Source organism: Clostridioides sp. ZZV15-6597, assembly GCF_020657815.1.
Taxonomy (GTDB): Bacteria; Bacillota; Clostridia; order Peptostreptococcales; family Peptostreptococcaceae; genus Clostridioides.
The window spans coordinates 13,415-31,176 of record NZ_JAGWCT010000022.1 but is presented as its reverse complement, the minus strand read 5'-3'; the positions used below and the strand labels follow the sequence as shown (position 1 = coordinate 31,176).

The following is a 17,762-nucleotide window of genomic DNA, read 5'->3' as shown; positions in this document are numbered from 1 at the left end:
TATTGATTTATATTATAATATTTGAGTAGTAAACATTATAATATAAATCAACATAATATTTTTAGTTTGTCTATAATTTAATATAATAAGGAGAAATACTAATGAAGAAAATACTCTATAGTATTACAATACTATTTCAAATTGCTTTTCTAATAGGATGTAAGGTCTTTGAAAAATATGCAAATACAAGAATGGGAATGCACAGGTGGGTCACATACACTAACAGAAACTTTGAAAGAGATTATCCTATTGAATCACTTAAAATAGCTCTAGTAGGTATTCTTATCGTTTTTACTATAATTGCAATTATATTGCTAATTCAAAACACCATTTTAAAAAAGAACTATAATTTATTTGGTAAATTAATGGGGCTTTTGACAATAATAATCAACACTCTTTTATTAAAGTTTATATTAACAAATACACAATATACTAATAGTTCCTACTTTTTTTTAATAATGATGCTTAGTGTGGTATCTATTTTGCAAATCATCAAGTTGATTGTGTATACTAGAATGATTAAAAATTAGATATATCAAAGCTATATATATCTAAACTAGATATTAAAAGCTATATATTAGAAACTAAATATTAAAAACTAGATATTAAAAAATTTATTTTATAAATATCTAACTCCATTCATAAAATAAAAGCTGGACTAATAATATAAAATCATTAGTCCAGCTTTTATTTTACGTACTTTTTTATGTTGACGTGCTTTTATTAAAAACTAAATTTAATTTTTAAATGTAACCAAAATGCACTAATTAAATAATGGCCAGTTATTCAACAATATCACTACTTCTTAACTATAAGTAGTGCCAATGCATTTATAAAAAATAATACTGCTGTTATTTTTGTAACTCTAGCAAGAAATGCTTGTTTTCCTTTTGGTTTAAAGTAAGCTTGACTTCCTTCTCCACCAAACTCTGAAGGTAAAGCATTCTTAGAATCTTGAGGCATTATGCTAATTACTAGTAAAATCCCTAGTACTACTTGCACACCCATTAAAATGTTGCTCATTCTTGCCCCTCCTATCTTTTTATTACTTAAATTTCATTACTCTTTAGTGTATCATAATAATATAGTCATTTCAAGACCATTTCGTCATAAATCACGAACAAAACTTATATCAAACTGCTAGAAGATTTTACTGTATTTTTACATAGGAAAATTAATAAATTTTAGAAAGAAAAATATTTAAATCAAAATATATCTATAGTTTTGAATTATAGCAATTATTTCAAAGCTTTTATTTATTTTCTTCATAATAACTTAAATACAAAAAGGGACAAGTGCTTTGAAAAATCAATTAACACTAATCCCTTTTATTTCTTATAAGATAAACTTAAAATCTTTTATACTATCTTTTTAATCTTTAAAAATTATTTTTTTAAGTTATAGAAAGATTTTAATCCACAGTATCTAGCTTGTTCTCCAACCATTTCTTCTATTCTTAATAATTGGTTGTATTTAGCAACTCTATCAGTTCTTGATGGAGCACCAGTTTTTATTTGTCCAGCATTTACTGCAACAGCTAAATCTGCTATAGTAGAATCTTCAGTTTCTCCTGATCTATGAGATATAACAGCAGTGTATCCTGCTCTCTTAGCCATTTCTATTGCATCTAGAGTTTCAGTTATTGTACCTATTTGGTTAACTTTAACTAATATAGAGTTAGCTACTCCATTTTCAATTCCTTTTTCTAATCTTTCTGTATTAGTAACAAATAAGTCATCTCCAACTAATTGTAATTTGTTTCCTAATTTTTCAGTTAATAATTTCCATCCATCCCAATCTTCTTCATCTAAACCATCTTCTATAGTTATTATTGGGAAGTTGTTTGACCAGTCTTCATATAAAGCAACCATTTCAGCAGCAGTTAATTCTTTTCCTTCTCCAGCTAAAACGTATTTTTTAGTTTCTTTGTTGTACATTTCTGTAGCAGCAACGTCAAGTCCTAACATAACATCTTCACCTGGCTTATATCCAGCTTTTGTTATAGCTTCAACTATTAATTCTAAAGCTTCTCTGTTTGAACCTAAGTTTGGAGCGAATCCACCTTCGTCACCTACACCACAAGCTAATCCTTTTTCTCCTAAAACTTTCTTTAATGAATGGAATACTTCTGCTCCCATTCTTAAACCTTCTTTAAAGCAACAAGCTCCTACTGGTAATATCATGAACTCTTGAACATCAACGTTATTATCAGCATGTTCTCCACCATTTAATATGTTCATCATTGGAACAGGTAATTGCTTAGCATTTACTCCACCTAAGTATTGGAATAATGGTAAACCTATTTCATCAGCAGCTGCTCTAGCTACTGCCATTGAAACACCTAATATAGCATTAGCTCCTAATTTACCTTTGTTTGGAGTTCCATCTAATTCTATCATCATTGCATCTATAGCTGGTTGGTCAAATGCATCCATTCCTTCGATTTCTGGTGCTATTATTTCATTTACGTTAGCAACAGCTGTTTCTACACCTTTTCCTAAGTATCTTCCTTTGTCTCCATCTCTTAATTCAACAGCTTCAAAAGCTCCTGTAGATGCACCTGATGGAACTATTGCTCTTCCCATTGCTCCATCTTCTAATACTACTTCAACTTCTACAGTTGGATTTCCTCTTGAGTCTAATACTTCTCTAGCATATACTAATTCAATAACTGACATTTGTATATCTCCCTTCGATTTTTCTATTAGTTAAATTTTCATTTACTGTAAACATCCGTCTACTAGTTTTAATCTACTTATTATATTATAGTACAGAAAGTTATTTTTGAAAATTAGATACAAATTTATTTGATGGGTAAATTTGTAAAAGTTTCTATTTTTATTTTATTTTTTATAATTTTTAACTTATCTGTTATTCAAAATCAATCTTCAATACATAAATATATAGATAGATTTAAAACATAAAACACAAAATGTACAACTAATGATTCTAATAATTTTTGATTTTATAATATATATTAATTATTATTTTTTACATCATTTTATTTAAACTTTATAAAATGCACTTAAACTGAAATACTTTTTAAGTTTATTTTATTGTAAGTTACTATCTTACTTACTTAAATTTAACTATTTTGAAATAAGTGAATGACCAGTCATTTCTTCTGGTTTTTCTAACTTCATCATATCTAAAACAGTTGGCGCTATATCAGATAATCTTCCTGAATCTAATAATTTTGCACCTTCAAATTCTTGTCCAACAACCACAAATGGCACTGGATTAATAGAGTGGGCTGTTACAGTCTTTCCTGTTTGTGGGTCTAACATGTATTCAGCATTTCCGTGGTCAGCAGTTATTATTGCACTTCCACCTAGCTCTATTATTTTATCTACTAATTTTCCTACACAAGTATCTACAGTCTCAACAGCCTTTATAGCTGCTTCAATACTTCCTGTATGTCCTACCATGTCAGGGTTTGCAAAGTTTAAAACTATAAAGTCAAACTTATCTTCTCCTAGTTTTTCTAAAGCTTTGTCTGTTAATTCATATGCAGACATCTCTGGTTGTAAGTCGTAAGTTGCAACTTTTGGAGAAGGTATTAATAATCTCTCTTCACCTTTGTTTGGCTCTTCTACTCCACCATTAAAGAAGAAAGTAACATGTGCATATTTTTCAGTTTCAGCAGCTCTTAATTGAGTTTTTCCATTCTTAGCTAAATACTCACCTAGAGTGTTAGTTAAAGATTGTGGACCAAATGCTATATGCACTTCTTTTATAGTTATATCGTACTCTGTTAAACATACAAAGAAGTTTTTAATTTCTTCTCTTTTAAATCCATCAAACTCTTCACTTACTAAAGCTCTTGTTATTTGTCTTGCTCTATCTGGTCTGAAATTGAAGAATATAATTGAATCATTTTCTTTTATACTTCCAACTGCTTTATCATCTTTAACAATAACTGTTGGCATTATAAATTCATCATTTTTTCCATTATCATAAGAGTTTTGAATAGCTTCTTCAATAGAAGTTGCTTTTTCACCAATACCTCTAACCATAGCATTGTATGCAAGCTCTACTCTTTCCCATCTCTTATCTCTATCCATTGCATAGTATCTACCAGAAACTGTAGCAAATTCCCCTACTCCAATTTCATTCATACTAGATTGTACTTCCTTAGCATATTCCAATGCACTTTGAGGGTCAGTATCTCTACCATCAGTAAATGCATGAACATACACTTTTTCTACACCTTTATCTTTTGCCATTTTGATTATGGCTTTAAGATGGTCTATATGTGAATGTACTCCACCATCAGACAAAAGACCCATTACATGAAGAGAATGTTCTTTTGCATTGTCCATAGCTTCACATAAAACTTCATTATTAAAAAAGTCACCATCTTTTATAGATTTTGTTATTCTAGTTAAATCTTGATATACAATTCTACCTGCACCTATATTAGTATGACCAACTTCTGAATTTCCCATTTGACCATCAGGTAGACCAACATCAAGACCACTAGCATTTATTAATGTATTTGGATATTTTTTCATTATTCTGTCTAAATTAGGAATTTTGGATTCAGCAATTGCATTTCCCTTAACTTCCTTATTATATCCAAACCCGTCCATAATAATTAAAGCAACTGGTTTTTTCATCATTTCACTCCTTAGAAATTAACGCCTTAGAAATTAACAAGGTCTAAATAGTCATTAGCAGCTAAACTAGCTCCACCTACTAAAGCTCCATCTATATCACTTTGACCCATTATTTCAGCTACATTTGAAGGTTTAACACTTCCACCATATTGTATTCTAACTTCATTAGCTAATTCTCCATATAATCCTTTTATAACTTCTCTTATATAAGATATAACATCATTAGCATCTTCAGCAGTTGCAGTTTTACCAGTTCCAATAGCCCAGATTGGTTCATATGCAACAACTACTTTTGCTAAATCATCTTTAAGAACATTCTCTAAAGCTTTTTCAACTTGAACTTTACAAACATCTTTAGTTTTTCCAGCTTCTCTTTGTTCTAAAGTTTCACCAATACATAGTATTGGGTCTATTTCTACTTCTAAAGCTTTTAAAACTTTTTTGTTTACAGTTTCATCAGTTTCATTGAAGTATTGTCTTCTTTCTGAATGTCCTATTATAACATAGTCCATATCTATTTCTTTTAACATAAGAGGTGAAACTTCTCCTGTAAATGCTCCTTTTTCTTCAAAGTGCATATTTTGAGCACCTATCTTTATATTTGTACCCTTAGTAGCTTCTTTTAAATCCTTCAATAAAGTAAATGGTGCACATATAACAGCTTCTGCTTTATCAGCATTAACTTTCCCTTTAACTTCATTTACAAACTCTAAAGCTTCTTTTATTGTTTTATGCATTTTCCAGTTTCCTGCAATTATAGGTTTTCTCATTTTACAATCTCCTCTATATAGTAGTTTATTTATTATCTAATGCTGCAATACCTGGTAATTCTTTACCTTCTAAAAATTCTAGTGATGCTCCTCCACCTGTTGATACGTGAGTCATCTTATCACCAAATCCTAATTGATTAACTGCTGCTGCACTATCTCCACCACCAATTACAGTAGTTGCATCAGTTAATTCTGCCATAGCTTTAGCTACTGATAGTGTTCCATTTGCAAAGTTTTCAAATTCAAATACTCCCATTGGTCCGTTCCATACTACAGTTTTTGATTCTTTTATAGTTTTTACAAAGTTTGCTATAGTCTTAGGTCCCATATCTAGTCCCATATAATCTTCTTTTACATTAGCATCTTCTGTTACTATTGGAGTTGCATCTGGTGCAAAGTGGTCTGCCATAACAACATCTACTGGTAATAATAAATTAACGCCTTTTGCCTTAGCTTTTTCCATCATTTCTTTTGCATATTCTACTTTATCTATTTCAAGTAAAGATGTACCTACTTCATAACCTTGAGCTTTTAAGAATGTATAAGCCATGCCTCCACCTATTATTAGATTATCAACTTTTTCTAATAGTTCATTTATAACAGCTAATTTATCAGAAACTTTAGCCCCTCCAAGTATAGCTGTAAATGGTCTTACAGGATTTGCAACAGCTTCTCCTAAGAATTTTAATTCTTTTTGAATTAAGTATCCACAAACTCTCTCTTGTAAAAATTCTCCTGCTCCAACTGTTGAACAATGTGCTCTATGAGCAGTTCCAAATGCATCATTTACAAATATTTCAGCAAGTGAAGCTAATTCTTTAGAGTAGTTTTCTTCGTTTTTAGTTTCTTCTTTTCTATATCTAGTATTTTCTAATAATACTACATCTCCGTTTTCCATTTTTTCAGTAGCTTTTTTTGCATTTTCTCCTACAACATTATCATCTGCTGCAAATACAACTTCTTTACCTAACATTTCAGATAATCTCTTTGCAACTGGTGCTAAAGATAATTCTGGTTTAGCTTCTCCTTTTGGTTTTCCTAAATGAGAACATAATATAACTTTTGCTCCTTTAGAAATTAAATATTGAATTGTTGGTAAAGCTCCGTTTAATCTATTTTCATCAGTAATTACACCATCTTGTAATGGTACATTAAAGTCACATCTCACTAATACTTTTTTCCCGCACACATCGATATCTTCTATAGTTTTTTTGTTTAGCATTGACATAAATATCTCTCCTTTTAATAAAGTAATTTTTTATTGCCAAGTATAATATAGTACATACTTTTACCCTATTAAATATATCATATTATCATATTTTTATATATAGTATGTAACATTATTTAGGTGTATTTTATATATTTTTTCTTAAAAAAAGTCCAGAGTCCGTAGTGTTAAACTACAAACTCGGACTTTGTCAATCTACTTTTCTATTTTCTAAAAGCTGACTATTTTGCTAATTGTGCAAAGTATCCTAAAGTTCTTATTAATTGAGAAGTATAAGACATTTCATTGTCATACCAAGAAACAACTTTAACTAATTGTTTTCCGTCTACTTCCATAACTTTTGTTTGAGTAGCGTCAAATAATGAACCGTAGCTTATTCCGATTATATCAGAAGATACTAACATTTCTTCAGTGTATCCGAAAGATTCGTTTGAAGCTTCTTTCATAGCTGCATTTATTTCTTCAACTGTAACATTTTTTCCTAATGTACAAACTAATTCAGTTATTGAACCAGTTACAACTGGTACTCTTTGTGCTGCTCCATCTAATTTTCCTTTTAATGCAGGTATTACTAGACCGATTGCTTTTGCAGCTCCTGTAGTGTTTGGAACTATGTTTCCAGCAGCAGCTCTAGCTCTTCTTAAATCACCTTTTGGATGAGGACCATCTAAAGTGTTTTGGTCATTAGTGTATGCATGTATAGTAGTCATTAATCCTTTTTCTATACCATATTTATCATTTAATACTTTAGCCATTGGAGCTAAACAGTTAGTTGTACAAGAAGCTCCTGATATAACTGTTTCAGAACCATCTAATATGTCACTGTTTGTGTTGAATACTATTGTTTTTAAATCTCCAGTTGCTGGTGCAGATATAACAACTTTTTTAGCTCCTGCTTGTATATGAGCTTCTGCTTTATCTTTAGAAGTAAAGAATCCTGTACATTCTAATACTATATCTACTCCTAATTCAGCCCATGGTAGGTCAGCAGGATTTCTTTCTGCTGTTACTTTTATTTCTTTTCCGTTTACTATAAAAGCACCTTCTTTAACTTCTATTTCACCGTTAAATCTTCCTTGAGCTGTATCATATTTAAATAAATGAGCTAACATTTTAGCATCTGTTAAGTCGTTTATTGCAACAACTTCAAACTTATCTTGTTGCTCCATCATTTTTCTTAATGCTAATCTTCCTATTCTTCCAAATCCATTTATAGCTACTTTAACCATTTTCGCTACCTCCTATAAAGTAAATGTATGTTGTCTAGCTCTGTGCTAGTTCTTGACTTTTATAATAATGACAATATCTTATAAGCACTTTCTTCATCTGTTACAAGAACCATGTTTTTATGCATATTTGATATGGCTAATAAGGCTTCTGCTTTTTCTGTTCCTGCAAAGATTGCAATAGTTTCCTTTACTTCTTTAACTGTCTCTAAATCAATTCCAACAGTATTTAATTTGTAAACTATTTCTCCATCTTTGTTGAAATAATATCCAAATGCTTCTCCAACTGCATTTTTAGATAATATCTCATTAACTTTATCTTCTGGAAGTTTTCTTCTCTTTGCCATGACATCTGCTCTACCTATGCTGAAAACTAAAATGTCTGTTCTTTTAATATACTCCAAAGTTGTCTTAATCTCTGGCACTTGGCTAAGAGTTTTCATTGCACTCTCGTCCAGCTCATCTGGTATATGTAAAAGTTTGCAATTAGAGTGTAATTTCTTACTTACTGAAGCAACTATACTATTAGACTGCATCTCTACATCAGTTCCCATGCTTCCTCTAGCTGGCACTATTGTAGAATTTGGATACCTTTTATCAGTTTTAATAACGTTTGAAAACTCCAACATAGTGCTTCCCCCTGTTATTGAAACGATATCTCCATCTTTTAAAATACTTAAGAAATGCTCACATCCATATCTAGTTACATCTTTTAGTAAGCTTCCATTTTCATCACAGCTTCCAGGAACTAGTATTACCTTTTTTATTCCAAGCTTTTCTCTGACCCTATCTTGTAAATTAGACAATCCCATGATGTCACTCATGATGTCTTTAAGTTTATCTAACAAATCAGAACCTTCTTTAGTGATAGTCATTCCAGATACAGCAACATCTATAAGTCCTTGTTCTTTTAAAAACTCTGTTTCTGACCTGATTATTCTTTCACTAATTTCTAATACATTTGATAAAGTTCTTCTACCTATTGGTTCACTTAAAGATATTTGTCTTAAAATAGAGTATCTTCTTTCCATAAGTTCAATTGCCTGTGGAATTAGTTTCTTTTGAATTTCTAATAAGTTCTTCATAACATACTCCTTATTGCTTTCTTTCAGGGACTTTTTTTGTCCCTAGTGTTTATTTCAGTCCCACAAGATAATTTTATTTTATAGGATTTGCGTATAGATTTCAATAGTTTTTCAAAAACTTTTTTATTTTTTTGTTTTATAGCAATTTCTCCACCATTTTCAAAGTACAGTATTTTTTCTTTTTTATATAATATTTTTTCCATATATTTTTATGGTTTTTATTCTAATATTTTTGACTCAATCTTATATGTTCTACTCTGCTAGATTCTATATGTCTTTGTTTTTATACTTTATGTTTTTATTTTTATACTCTCAAAATTAACAATAACAGTTTATTTATCTTTGTATTTTTTAACTCTAGTTATCGTTATAATTCCTGATTTTTTCCTAATATTTAATTTTCTTTCCAATACTTAAATTCATTTATATAATGCTCATTTGTCTTGTAATTAACCTTTTCCCCTTATTTTACTAATATTCTTTTCTCTTTTTACTAAAATTCTTTTCTCTTACTTGAAGACAAAATTCCTAATTCTTCACGATACTTGGCAACTGTTCTTCTTGCAACATTGATTCCTTTTTCTTTTAATAGCTTAGATATATGGTCATCACTTAAAGGTTTCTTTTTATTTTCGTCTTTTATTGTTTCCTTTATAATTTTTTTTATGCTTGTACTAGATGCCATTTCATGGTTTTCTGTTTCAATAGCACTACTGAAAAAGTATCTAAATTCATATACTCCAAAAGGTGTCAGCATATATTTCCCATTTACACCTCTACTTATAGTAGATTCATGAAAATCTAATTTTTCTGCTATGTCTTTCATTTTTAAGGGCTTTATATATTTTGTTCCTTTTCGCAAAAATTCATCTTGTGCTTTTACTATTTCTTCTGCAATTCTAAGTACTGTAGTCTTTCTACTTTCTATATTTTTCATAAGCCCTGTTGCTGAATTTAGTCTTTCTTTTATAAATTCTTTTGCACTTTCATCAGACTGTGAATTTTTTAGTATGTCTTTATAATAACTGTTTATTTTTATTTGATAGGAGTCTTTTTCATTTAAATATACAATAAATTCATCATCAATTTTTTCAACTGTTACATCTGGTTGGATATATACACTTTTTTCTACTGAACATGTTCTTCCTGGCTTAGGGTCTAATGTCTTAATTATATTTATTAGTTCAACGCATTTTTGTAGTGACATATTGTATTTTTTGCTTATCTCTTTATATTTATTATTTGCAATTAAATTTAAGTCTTTTGTAACGATTTCCTCTAAAATTTCATTATATATTCCTAAGCTTGCCATTTGAATCATCAGACATTCCGAAAGACTTCTTGCACCTACTCCACTAGGTTCCAGTTGCTGAACACTAATCAAGCATTTTTCAAAAAATTCTTCATCTATCTTTAAAGTATCAACAATTACTTTTTCCTCAGTTCTCAAATATCCGTCCTCATCTAAGCTATCAATTATATATTCACAGACTTCCATTTGTTTATCTGTTAGCTTATATAGGCTTATCTGAAACTTCAAATCCTCATATAAATTTGACGAATATTTAACTAAATTTTCTAGATTAACTTCATTGTCGGGATTATAACTTATTTCTGTTCTATCTAAACGTCTTGATTTTTCCATATCTTTTATATATTCTTCCCAATTTATCTCCCCACTTTTCTCAACTTCGACTAATGGGTTATTCTCTGCTTCCCTTTTAATCTCTTCTTCTAACTCTAACTTACTCATATTTAATATTGATAATGATTGCTTAAGTTGTGTAGTCATTATTAGCTTCTGAGACTGAGTTAACTCTAGACTATTATTAAAATTCATTTTGCTCACCTCTCAATTTTATTAAACTTATTTTATAAAAGAAAAACCCTCCTGTATATGTATATTCTATCATTTAAAATATACCTTATGCAAAAGGGTTTTTTTTATTTACAATTTAATTGATTTTTTTTATTTAATATTTATTTTTTTGTTATTTTTTTTTACTATATGGCGTATTTTGAAGTGGTAGTTCAGTTCTAAACTCTTTATCAAATACATAATAAGCATTTTGCACTGCTGGTGCAGTAGGAACTGTACAAATCTCTCCTACACCTTTTGCTCCATACGCCAATAAATCTTTGTTTTTTTCAACTATTACAGCTTGTATTTCTGGTATATCTGTAGATTTAAATAAGCCTAATGTACCAAATTTAGCTGTAGGTACAGAGTTAACTACTGGGTAATCCTCTGTTAAGGCATATCCAAGACCCATAACAACTCCACCTTCTATTTGCCCTTCTAAACTGATTGGGTTTATAGCTCTTCCTACGTCATGTGCTGCTACTACTTTTTCTAATTTTCCATTTTCATCTAGCATTACAACTTGTGTTGCATATCCATAAGCTACATGGCTTACTGGATTTTCTTTATCAGAACCCATTTTGTCTGTAACACTTGCATATTCTCCGTAAAATTCTTCTCCCTCTAAATCAGACAATACTTTACCAGTTGCTAAAGCTTCTTTTAACTTAATTGATGCAACCTTAGTAGCTTCCCCTGTAAACACGGTCTGTCTTGAAGCTGTAGTATTACCAGAGTCTGGTGTCAAGTGAGTATCTGGAACTTCATGTACTATGTTTTCAGGTAGTAAATTAGCAGTTTCACAAACCACTTGAGTCATAACAGTACCAAGACCTTGACCTATACAAGAAGCACTTGTTCTTATATGAACTTTGCCATCTTTTATTACCAATCTACATCTTCCCACATCAGGTATACCTACCCCTACACCACTATTTTTCATTGCACAAGCTATACCTGCACGTGGGTGTTTTTCATACTCTTCTTTTACAGCTTCTAATGTTTCTGCCATTGCTGTTCCTTCATCTGCAAATTGACCATTTGGTAAAACTTGACCAGGTCTTATTGCATTTTTATATCTTATTTCCCAAGGTGATATTCCAGCCATTTCAGCAAGTAAATTTAGATTACATTCTGTAGCAAAACAACTTTGTGTAACTCCAAAACCTCTAAATGCTCCCCCAGGAGGATTATTAGTATATACTGCTGTTCCAGTTATATCAATATCCTGATAATTGTATGGTCCTGCTGCATGAGTACATAATCTTTGTAATACTGGCCCTCCAAGAGATGCATAAGCACCTGTATCAGATATTATAGTTGCTTTCATACCTGTTAGATATCCATTTTCATCACATGCTGTTGTAAATTCCATTTCTGTAGCGTGTCTTTTTGGATGAACAATAATACTTTCTTTTCTTGTAAGCTGTACTTTTACAAATCTCTTTGTGTGGTATGCAAGTAAGGCTGCATGGTGTTGAACACTCATATCTTCTTTTCCACCAAATCCGCCTCCTACCATCTTATTTATCACTCTTACTTTTTCATGTGGTAATCCTAACATATCTGCACATTCATGTTGAGTAGCAAATACTCCTTGGTCTGTTGAGTAAATTATTACTCCATCTTCTTCATAAGGACCTGCTACTGCACATTCAGGTTCTAAAAATGCATGTTCTGTTGCAGGTGTAGTGTATTTTTTAGTTACAACATATTTTGAATTCCTTATTTTTTCTTCAGCATTTCCTCTTACTAAGTGTTCCTTAACAAGTACATTACCTGTTTCATGTATCTTTGGAGCATCTTCTTTAAGAGCCTCTGCTGTAGTACTTAAAGGTGTCAATTCTTCATAATCTATCTTAACTAGTTTTTTCGCTTCTTCTAATGCTTCTCTAGTTTCTGCTGCTACTAAAACTATTCCATCTCCTAAATATCTAGTTATTTCACCTTCTGGGATTAATGTATCCCAATCTTTCTTTAAGTGACCTACTTTTATAGTTCCTGGAATATCTTTAGCTGTAAGAACTGTAACAACTCCTGGATAAGCTTTTGCTTCTTCTATATCTATCTTTTTAACTAACGCTCTTGGATATTTAGCTCTAACTGCTGAACCATAAATCATACCTTCTAATCTCATATCATCTACATATTCAGAGTATCCAAGTGTTTTACCTACTGCATCAACTCTGTGAAGACTTTCACCAACTAGACCTTTGCAGTTTACTTTTGGCACATCTATATCTTCTCTAAATATCTTTGCTGCCAAACTCACAGCTTTAATTATTTTTACATAACCTGTACATCTACATATATTACCTTTTAAAGCTTTTTTTATGTCATCTTCAGTAGGATTATTATTAACGTCTATAAGTGCTTTTGAACTAATTACCATACCTGGGATGCAAAATCCACATTGAACAGCTCCTTGGCTGGCAAAAGAATATGCAAAAACATCTCTTTCTCTTTCTGATAATCCTTCTATAGTTGTTATATTTTTTCCAGCTAATTTATCAGTTTTAAATACACATGCTTTGGTTGCTTTACCATCTATTATAAGCATACAAGTTCCGCAAGCACCTTCTGAACAGCCATTTTTAACTGAAGTTATATTCATATCTTCTCTAAGGAAGTCTAAAAGTTTTTTACCTTCTTTTGCAACAACTTTCTCTCCGTTTAATATAAATTCTACCATTCTCTAGCCCCCTCTGTTAGACGCCTTTTTATATATCTCCCACTTGGAGTATTACAAATTAATTCTCCCTCTCTAACAACTTCTTTTCCTCTTAAATAAACATGTTCTATTTGACAATCTACTTCATAACCTTCATAAGGCGTATAATCTACATTTTGTAATTGTTTTTTTGCTTCTATTTTAGATTTTTTATTTGGATTTAAAACTAATATATCTGCATCACTACCTATTTCTATAGTGCCTTTTTCAGGATACATTCCAAACAATTTAGCGGCATTAGTTGATGTTACCTCTACCATCTTGTTGATAGATATTTTATTTTTACAGACTCCATATGTGTATAAAAGACTCATCCTATGTTCCACACCTGGAGAACCATTAGGAATTTTACTAAAATCGTTTATTCCAAGCTCCTTTTGCCCCTTATAATTAAAAGAACAGTGGTCTGTACCTATAGTATCTATTTGATTATTTAAAATAGCATTCCATAAAATTTCATTATTTTCTTTATCTCTTAAAGGTGGTGACATTACATATTTAGCACTTTCAAATCCATCTAAATCGTATAATTCATCACTTAATAGAAGGTATTGAGGACAAGTTTCAACTATCACATCTACTCCTCTTTGCTTAGCCTTTAGAACTTCTTCCAAAGATTCTTTACAACTTAGGTGAACAACATACACCTTAGAATTTGCAACTTCTGCTATCTTCATAAGTCTTGAAGTAGCTTCTGCTTCTAATATAGCTGGTCTAGTTAATTGATGATATTTTGGAGATAAGTTATTTTCTTCTTTTGCTTTATCCACAAGTTCACATATTATATCCCCATTTTCACAATGGAATCCAATAATTCCTCCTACTTCTTCTGCTTTTCTCAAAGCTTCAAAGATAACACCATCATCAACTTGAAGGCTCCCTTTATATGCCATATACAATTTAAATGAAGACACTCCTTCTTTCACCATATCTTCCATTTCATTACAAATTGAAGCATTCCAATCTGTTATAGCCATGTGAAAACCATAGTCTGAATAAGATTTATCTCTAGCTTTTTCATGCCATTCATCTAATCCTTCTTTTAAAGAACAACCTCTCGATTGTGTAGCAAAATCTAAGATAGTAGTAGTACCTCCAGCTATTGCAGCTTTTGTTCCTGTTTCAAAGTTATCTGCTGTCTTAGTAGTTCCTGTATCTAAGTCAAAGTGAGTGTGTGTATCTATACCTCCTGGTATAACATAAGAATCACTAACATCAACTATTTCATCATTTTCTTTTGATATATCAACACCTATATCAACTATTTTCTCATTTTCTATTCTTACATCTGCACAGTAAGTTTTTTCACTTGTTACTACTTTCCCACCTTTTAAAACAATTCCCATATAGACTCCACCTTACTTATAACGTATCAATTTATTTTATCTGAAGAAATTAACTTAAAGTAATTTGACTATTGCACTTATACACAATAAATCTATATTTAGATTAAACCAATATCTAATTAAATTAATATTTAGTTAAACTAATGTTTAGTTAAATCAACGTAATAAAATTATTAACTTCATGTTGTATTATTAAAATATAATACTTGCTTATCTAATATATTTTATTATCCTAATATATCTATTACTCTAAGTTAATTACTAAAATTCTATATATTTATTATTCATTAACAGCTTCTACTTGATTGTAGCAAATGCTTAAAGCTCCTTTTGGACATCTAGTTACACATAATCCACAACCAAAGCACTTATCCACATCTATATTTAATTTATCTGTAACTTCTAGAGCTTCATATACACAGCTTGTTACACATTGTTTACATTTGATACACTTATTATCATCTACAACTGGAGCTACTGCATGAGTTCTAAACCCTCTAGCTGCCATTTTCTTATGAGTTAATCCTTTGATTTCATTAACATCAGCATATCCATTTTCATCTAAGAAATCATTTAATTCTTTAGCAATTTTTCCATATATAGAAGGCCCTTTAAGGATTGCTTCTGTACATACTTGAACAGCACTTGCTCCTGCCATCATCATTTCAGCTACATCTTTTCCACAAGTTATTCCACCAACACCTATAATTGGTATATTTACAACTTGAGAAGCTTCATATATACATCTTATTGCAAGTGGTCTTATTGGAGCTCCTGATAGCCATCCATATCCAGCTTTACTTCCCATTATAGGGTATCCTGTGTTTACATCTATTGCCATACATGGTCCAAATGAGTTTATCATTACAAGTCCGTCTGCTCCTGCTTCTTCAACAGCTTTTGCAATAGTTTGAATATCAGTATGAGGACTCATTTTCATAAATACTGGTACATCTAAAACAGCTTTTGCAGCTTTTAAAGCATTTACTATTGGAGCAACGTCTGTACCTACATAATGAGTAGATAATTCAACTGCATCTGCATAAGGTTTTACTAAAGGTGCAACCTCAGCTATTTGTTCTGCTGAATATCCCATACTTACTATTACTGGAAGACCTGCTGCTTTTACTTTTTTGTATTCTTCTTCTATCCATTGTTCTTTTGGAAGCTCTGACCATAATTCTGTGTTTAAGAAACCACTGTTAGTTTTTGCCATACATGGTCTTGGTACATCTGCTGGTAATACAGATATAGTTTTTGTACATATAGCTCCTGCTCCACCTTTTGCTGCCTCTTGACAGAGATCACCATCTTTTGCTCCAGGACCTGCCGCTGTCATAACTGGATTTAAGAATTCCATTCCATATAAATTAACTTTTAAATTAGCCATATTATTATCTCTCCCTTAATTAAATATATTTTTTTAATATTTAGCTTAGATACTCTTTTGTCTATGTTGCTTTTCGTTTATTTCATCTTATTTTGCTTCTTCAGTCTTAGGAGTTTTTTCCTTTTTTGAACCTAATTCATTGAAGAATATATTTAAAAGTACTGCTGATAAACTTCCTGTTGTTATTCCACTGTGAAATATCGTTTGCACCCAAGTTGGAAAATTATGATAGAAATCAGGATTTGTCAGTGGTATCATAGATAACCCAACACTAACTGCTACTATCACTCCATTTTTAGTTCCATCAAATTTTACTTTACTTAGAGTTTTTACTCCTCCAACCATTACCATTCCAAACATTGCAAATCCTACTCCTCCAAGAACAGGCTTAGGTATTGCTCCTATTATGGCTGCAAACTTTGGTAAGAAACCAAGCACTAGCAATATTACCCCTGCATAAACTGCAATAAATCTTGATTTTATACCTGTAAGCCCAACAATTCCTGTATTTTGACCAAATGGAGTTATTGGGAATGAATTGAATATCCCAGATAAAGCTGTAGATATTCCATCTCCAAATAGACCTCTTTTAATATTTTTACCAGTTACCTCTTTGTCTACCATCTCGTGAATAGCTATCATATTACCAACTGATTCTGTCATAAGTACTAACATAATTAAGCATAATGATAATATTGCAGATGGTTCAAATCTAGGCATTCCAAATTTTAAAGGCACATTTAGATTAAGCCATCCAACACCATTTACTGCACTAAAATCAGCCATTCCAACTGCCATAGAAAGTAATGTACCAAGTACTATACCTACCAATATCGCTGTACTATTCCAAATTCCTTTTAAGAATTTAAATGAAAGTAAAGTTATTGCCAATACTGCTAAAGCTAATGCTAATGAGTTTGGTTCAACCGCTTCCAATTTGTTGTCAGTTATCCACTTTATCCCAACTGGGAATAGTGAAATACCTATTACCATAACAACTGTTCCAGTAACTACACTAGGGAAAAATCTTATCAGTTTTTCAAATACTGGAGCAAGTAATATACAAAACAGTCCAGCTACTATTACAGAGCCAAATACTGTCTGTATTGCAACTTGAGAATCACTATATGATGAGGCTATTGCTGTCATACCTGCCACAGCGGCAAAACTAGTTCCTTCGATTACTGGTATTTTAGCGCCTACAATATTTCCTATACCAACACTTTGTATGAGTGTTCCTATACCTGCCATAAACAAGCAAGCATTTATTAAAAAAACAATACTAGCATGATCTAGTCGTGCAGCACTTCCTATCATCATAGGAACTGCTACCGCTCCTGCACACATTGCTAAAACGTGCTGTAGTGAAAATACCCAAGATTTGGATACAGGTAACCTTTCATCTACTGGAGCTATTTTAGGGCTTTCATTTTGAGACATGTTGGGTCTCCCTTCTATATTTAGTTTAATATTCTATTCCATATATTTTTTATCTATATACTTCAT

At 31.1% G+C, this 17,762-nt stretch carries 13 protein-coding genes; 1 reads left to right on the top strand and 12 read right to left on the bottom strand.

The genetic code is table 11. The annotated features are described in order from the left end of the window. Positions 1-101 precede the first annotated feature (101 nt). On the top strand, positions 102-530 hold the full coding sequence (locus KGF52_RS07330) for a hypothetical protein (RefSeq protein WP_227839638.1): 429 nt from the start codon (positions 102-104) through the stop codon (positions 528-530). 268 nt (positions 531-798) lie between these two features. Here the strand turns inward: KGF52_RS07330 and secG are convergent, their stop codons facing one another. From secG to KGF52_RS07270, 12 genes are all read right to left on the bottom strand, one after another. Beyond that, a complete protein-coding gene (gene secG, locus KGF52_RS07325; protein ID WP_003421948.1) occupies positions 799-1,023 on the bottom strand; it encodes a preprotein translocase subunit SecG in 225 nt (74 codons plus the stop codon). 362 nt (positions 1,024-1,385) lie between these two features. Then, entirely contained in the window at positions 1,386-2,678 is a 1,293-nt protein-coding gene (gene eno / locus KGF52_RS07320) for a phosphopyruvate hydratase (RefSeq protein ID WP_227433777.1), read from the bottom strand. 411 nt (positions 2,679-3,089) lie between these two features. Continuing rightward, positions 3,090-4,619, bottom strand: coding sequence for a 2,3-bisphosphoglycerate-independent phosphoglycerate mutase (gene gpmI / locus KGF52_RS07315; RefSeq protein WP_413894787.1), 1,530 nt, complete (start codon positions 4,617-4,619; stop codon positions 3,090-3,092). A 26-nt stretch (positions 4,620-4,645) separates the two neighbouring features. Continuing rightward, positions 4,646-5,389 carry a triose-phosphate isomerase gene (tpiA, locus tag KGF52_RS07310; protein ID WP_227839636.1) on the bottom strand — a complete coding sequence of 248 codons (744 nt, stop codon included), beginning with the start codon at positions 5,387-5,389 and terminating at the stop codon, positions 4,646-4,648. Positions 5,390-5,414: 25 nt separating this feature from the next. Beyond that, positions 5,415-6,617, bottom strand: coding sequence for a phosphoglycerate kinase (locus KGF52_RS07305; RefSeq protein ID WP_227839635.1), 1,203 nt, complete (start codon positions 6,615-6,617; stop codon positions 5,415-5,417). A 221-nt stretch (positions 6,618-6,838) separates the two neighbouring features. Further along, positions 6,839-7,846: a type I glyceraldehyde-3-phosphate dehydrogenase gene (gene gap, locus KGF52_RS07300; RefSeq protein WP_227433773.1), complete on the bottom strand. Its 1,008-nt coding sequence runs from the start codon at positions 7,844-7,846 to the stop codon at positions 6,839-6,841. Between the two features lie 59 nt (positions 7,847-7,905). Continuing rightward, positions 7,906-8,928, bottom strand: coding sequence for a sugar-binding domain-containing protein (locus KGF52_RS07295; RefSeq protein ID WP_227839634.1), 1,023 nt, complete (start codon positions 8,926-8,928; stop codon positions 7,906-7,908). Between the two features lie 493 nt (positions 8,929-9,421). Next, complete coding sequence (rpoN, locus tag KGF52_RS07290) at positions 9,422-10,768, bottom strand: RNA polymerase factor sigma-54 (protein ID WP_227828388.1); 1,347 nt, start codon at positions 10,766-10,768, stop codon at positions 9,422-9,424. A 151-nt stretch (positions 10,769-10,919) separates the two neighbouring features. Continuing rightward, positions 10,920-13,481 carry a selenium-dependent xanthine dehydrogenase gene (gene xdh / locus KGF52_RS07285; RefSeq protein ID WP_227839633.1) on the bottom strand — a complete coding sequence of 854 codons (2,562 nt, stop codon included), beginning with the start codon at positions 13,479-13,481 and terminating at the stop codon, positions 10,920-10,922. After that, positions 13,475-14,866, bottom strand: coding sequence for a dihydropyrimidinase (gene hydA, locus KGF52_RS07280; RefSeq protein ID WP_227828386.1), 1,392 nt, complete (start codon positions 14,864-14,866; stop codon positions 13,475-13,477). The genes xdh and hydA overlap by 7 nt, the downstream gene beginning before the upstream one ends. 280 nt (positions 14,867-15,146) lie before the next feature. Then, positions 15,147-16,256, bottom strand: coding sequence for a 4Fe-4S binding protein (locus KGF52_RS07275; RefSeq protein ID WP_227433768.1), 1,110 nt, complete (start codon positions 16,254-16,256; stop codon positions 15,147-15,149). Positions 16,257-16,343: 87 nt separating this feature from the next. Further along, a complete protein-coding gene (locus KGF52_RS07270) occupies positions 16,344-17,696 on the bottom strand; it encodes a nucleobase:cation symporter-2 family protein (RefSeq protein ID WP_227828385.1) in 1,353 nt (450 codons plus the stop codon). Between the last annotated feature and the right edge of the window lie 66 nt (positions 17,697-17,762).

Excerpts from the sequence above, each read along its gene's own strand:
- secG (WP_003421948.1), bottom strand. The coding sequence starts at position 1,023 with ATGAGCAACATTTTAATGGGTGTGCAAGTAGTACTAGGGATTTTACTA.
- gpmI (WP_413894787.1), bottom strand. The coding sequence starts at position 4,619 with ATGAAAAAACCAGTTGCTTTAATTATTATGGACGGGTTTGGATATAAT.
- KGF52_RS07270 (WP_227828385.1), bottom strand. The coding sequence starts at position 17,696 with ATGTCTCAAAATGAAAGCCCTAAAATAGCTCCAGTAGATGAAAGGTTA.
- hydA (WP_227828386.1), bottom strand. The coding sequence starts at position 14,866 with ATGGGAATTGTTTTAAAAGGTGGGAAAGTAGTAACAAGTGAAAAAACT.
- KGF52_RS07275 (WP_227433768.1), bottom strand. The coding sequence starts at position 16,256 with ATGGCTAATTTAAAAGTTAATTTATATGGAATGGAATTCTTAAATCCA.
- KGF52_RS07330 (WP_227839638.1), top strand. The coding sequence starts at position 102 with ATGAAGAAAATACTCTATAGTATTACAATACTATTTCAAATTGCTTTT.
- xdh (WP_227839633.1), bottom strand. The coding sequence starts at position 13,481 with ATGGTAGAATTTATATTAAACGGAGAGAAAGTTGTTGCAAAAGAAGGT.
- KGF52_RS07295 (WP_227839634.1), bottom strand. The coding sequence starts at position 8,928 with ATGAAGAACTTATTAGAAATTCAAAAGAAACTAATTCCACAGGCAATT.
- eno (WP_227433777.1), bottom strand. The coding sequence starts at position 2,678 with ATGTCAGTTATTGAATTAGTATATGCTAGAGAAGTATTAGACTCAAGA.
- tpiA (WP_227839636.1), bottom strand. The coding sequence starts at position 5,389 with ATGAGAAAACCTATAATTGCAGGAAACTGGAAAATGCATAAAACAATA.
- rpoN (WP_227828388.1), bottom strand. The coding sequence starts at position 10,768 with ATGAATTTTAATAATAGTCTAGAGTTAACTCAGTCTCAGAAGCTAATA.
- KGF52_RS07305 (WP_227839635.1), bottom strand. The coding sequence starts at position 6,617 with ATGTCAATGCTAAACAAAAAAACTATAGAAGATATCGATGTGTGCGGG.
- gap (WP_227433773.1), bottom strand. The coding sequence starts at position 7,846 with ATGGTTAAAGTAGCTATAAATGGATTTGGAAGAATAGGAAGATTAGCA.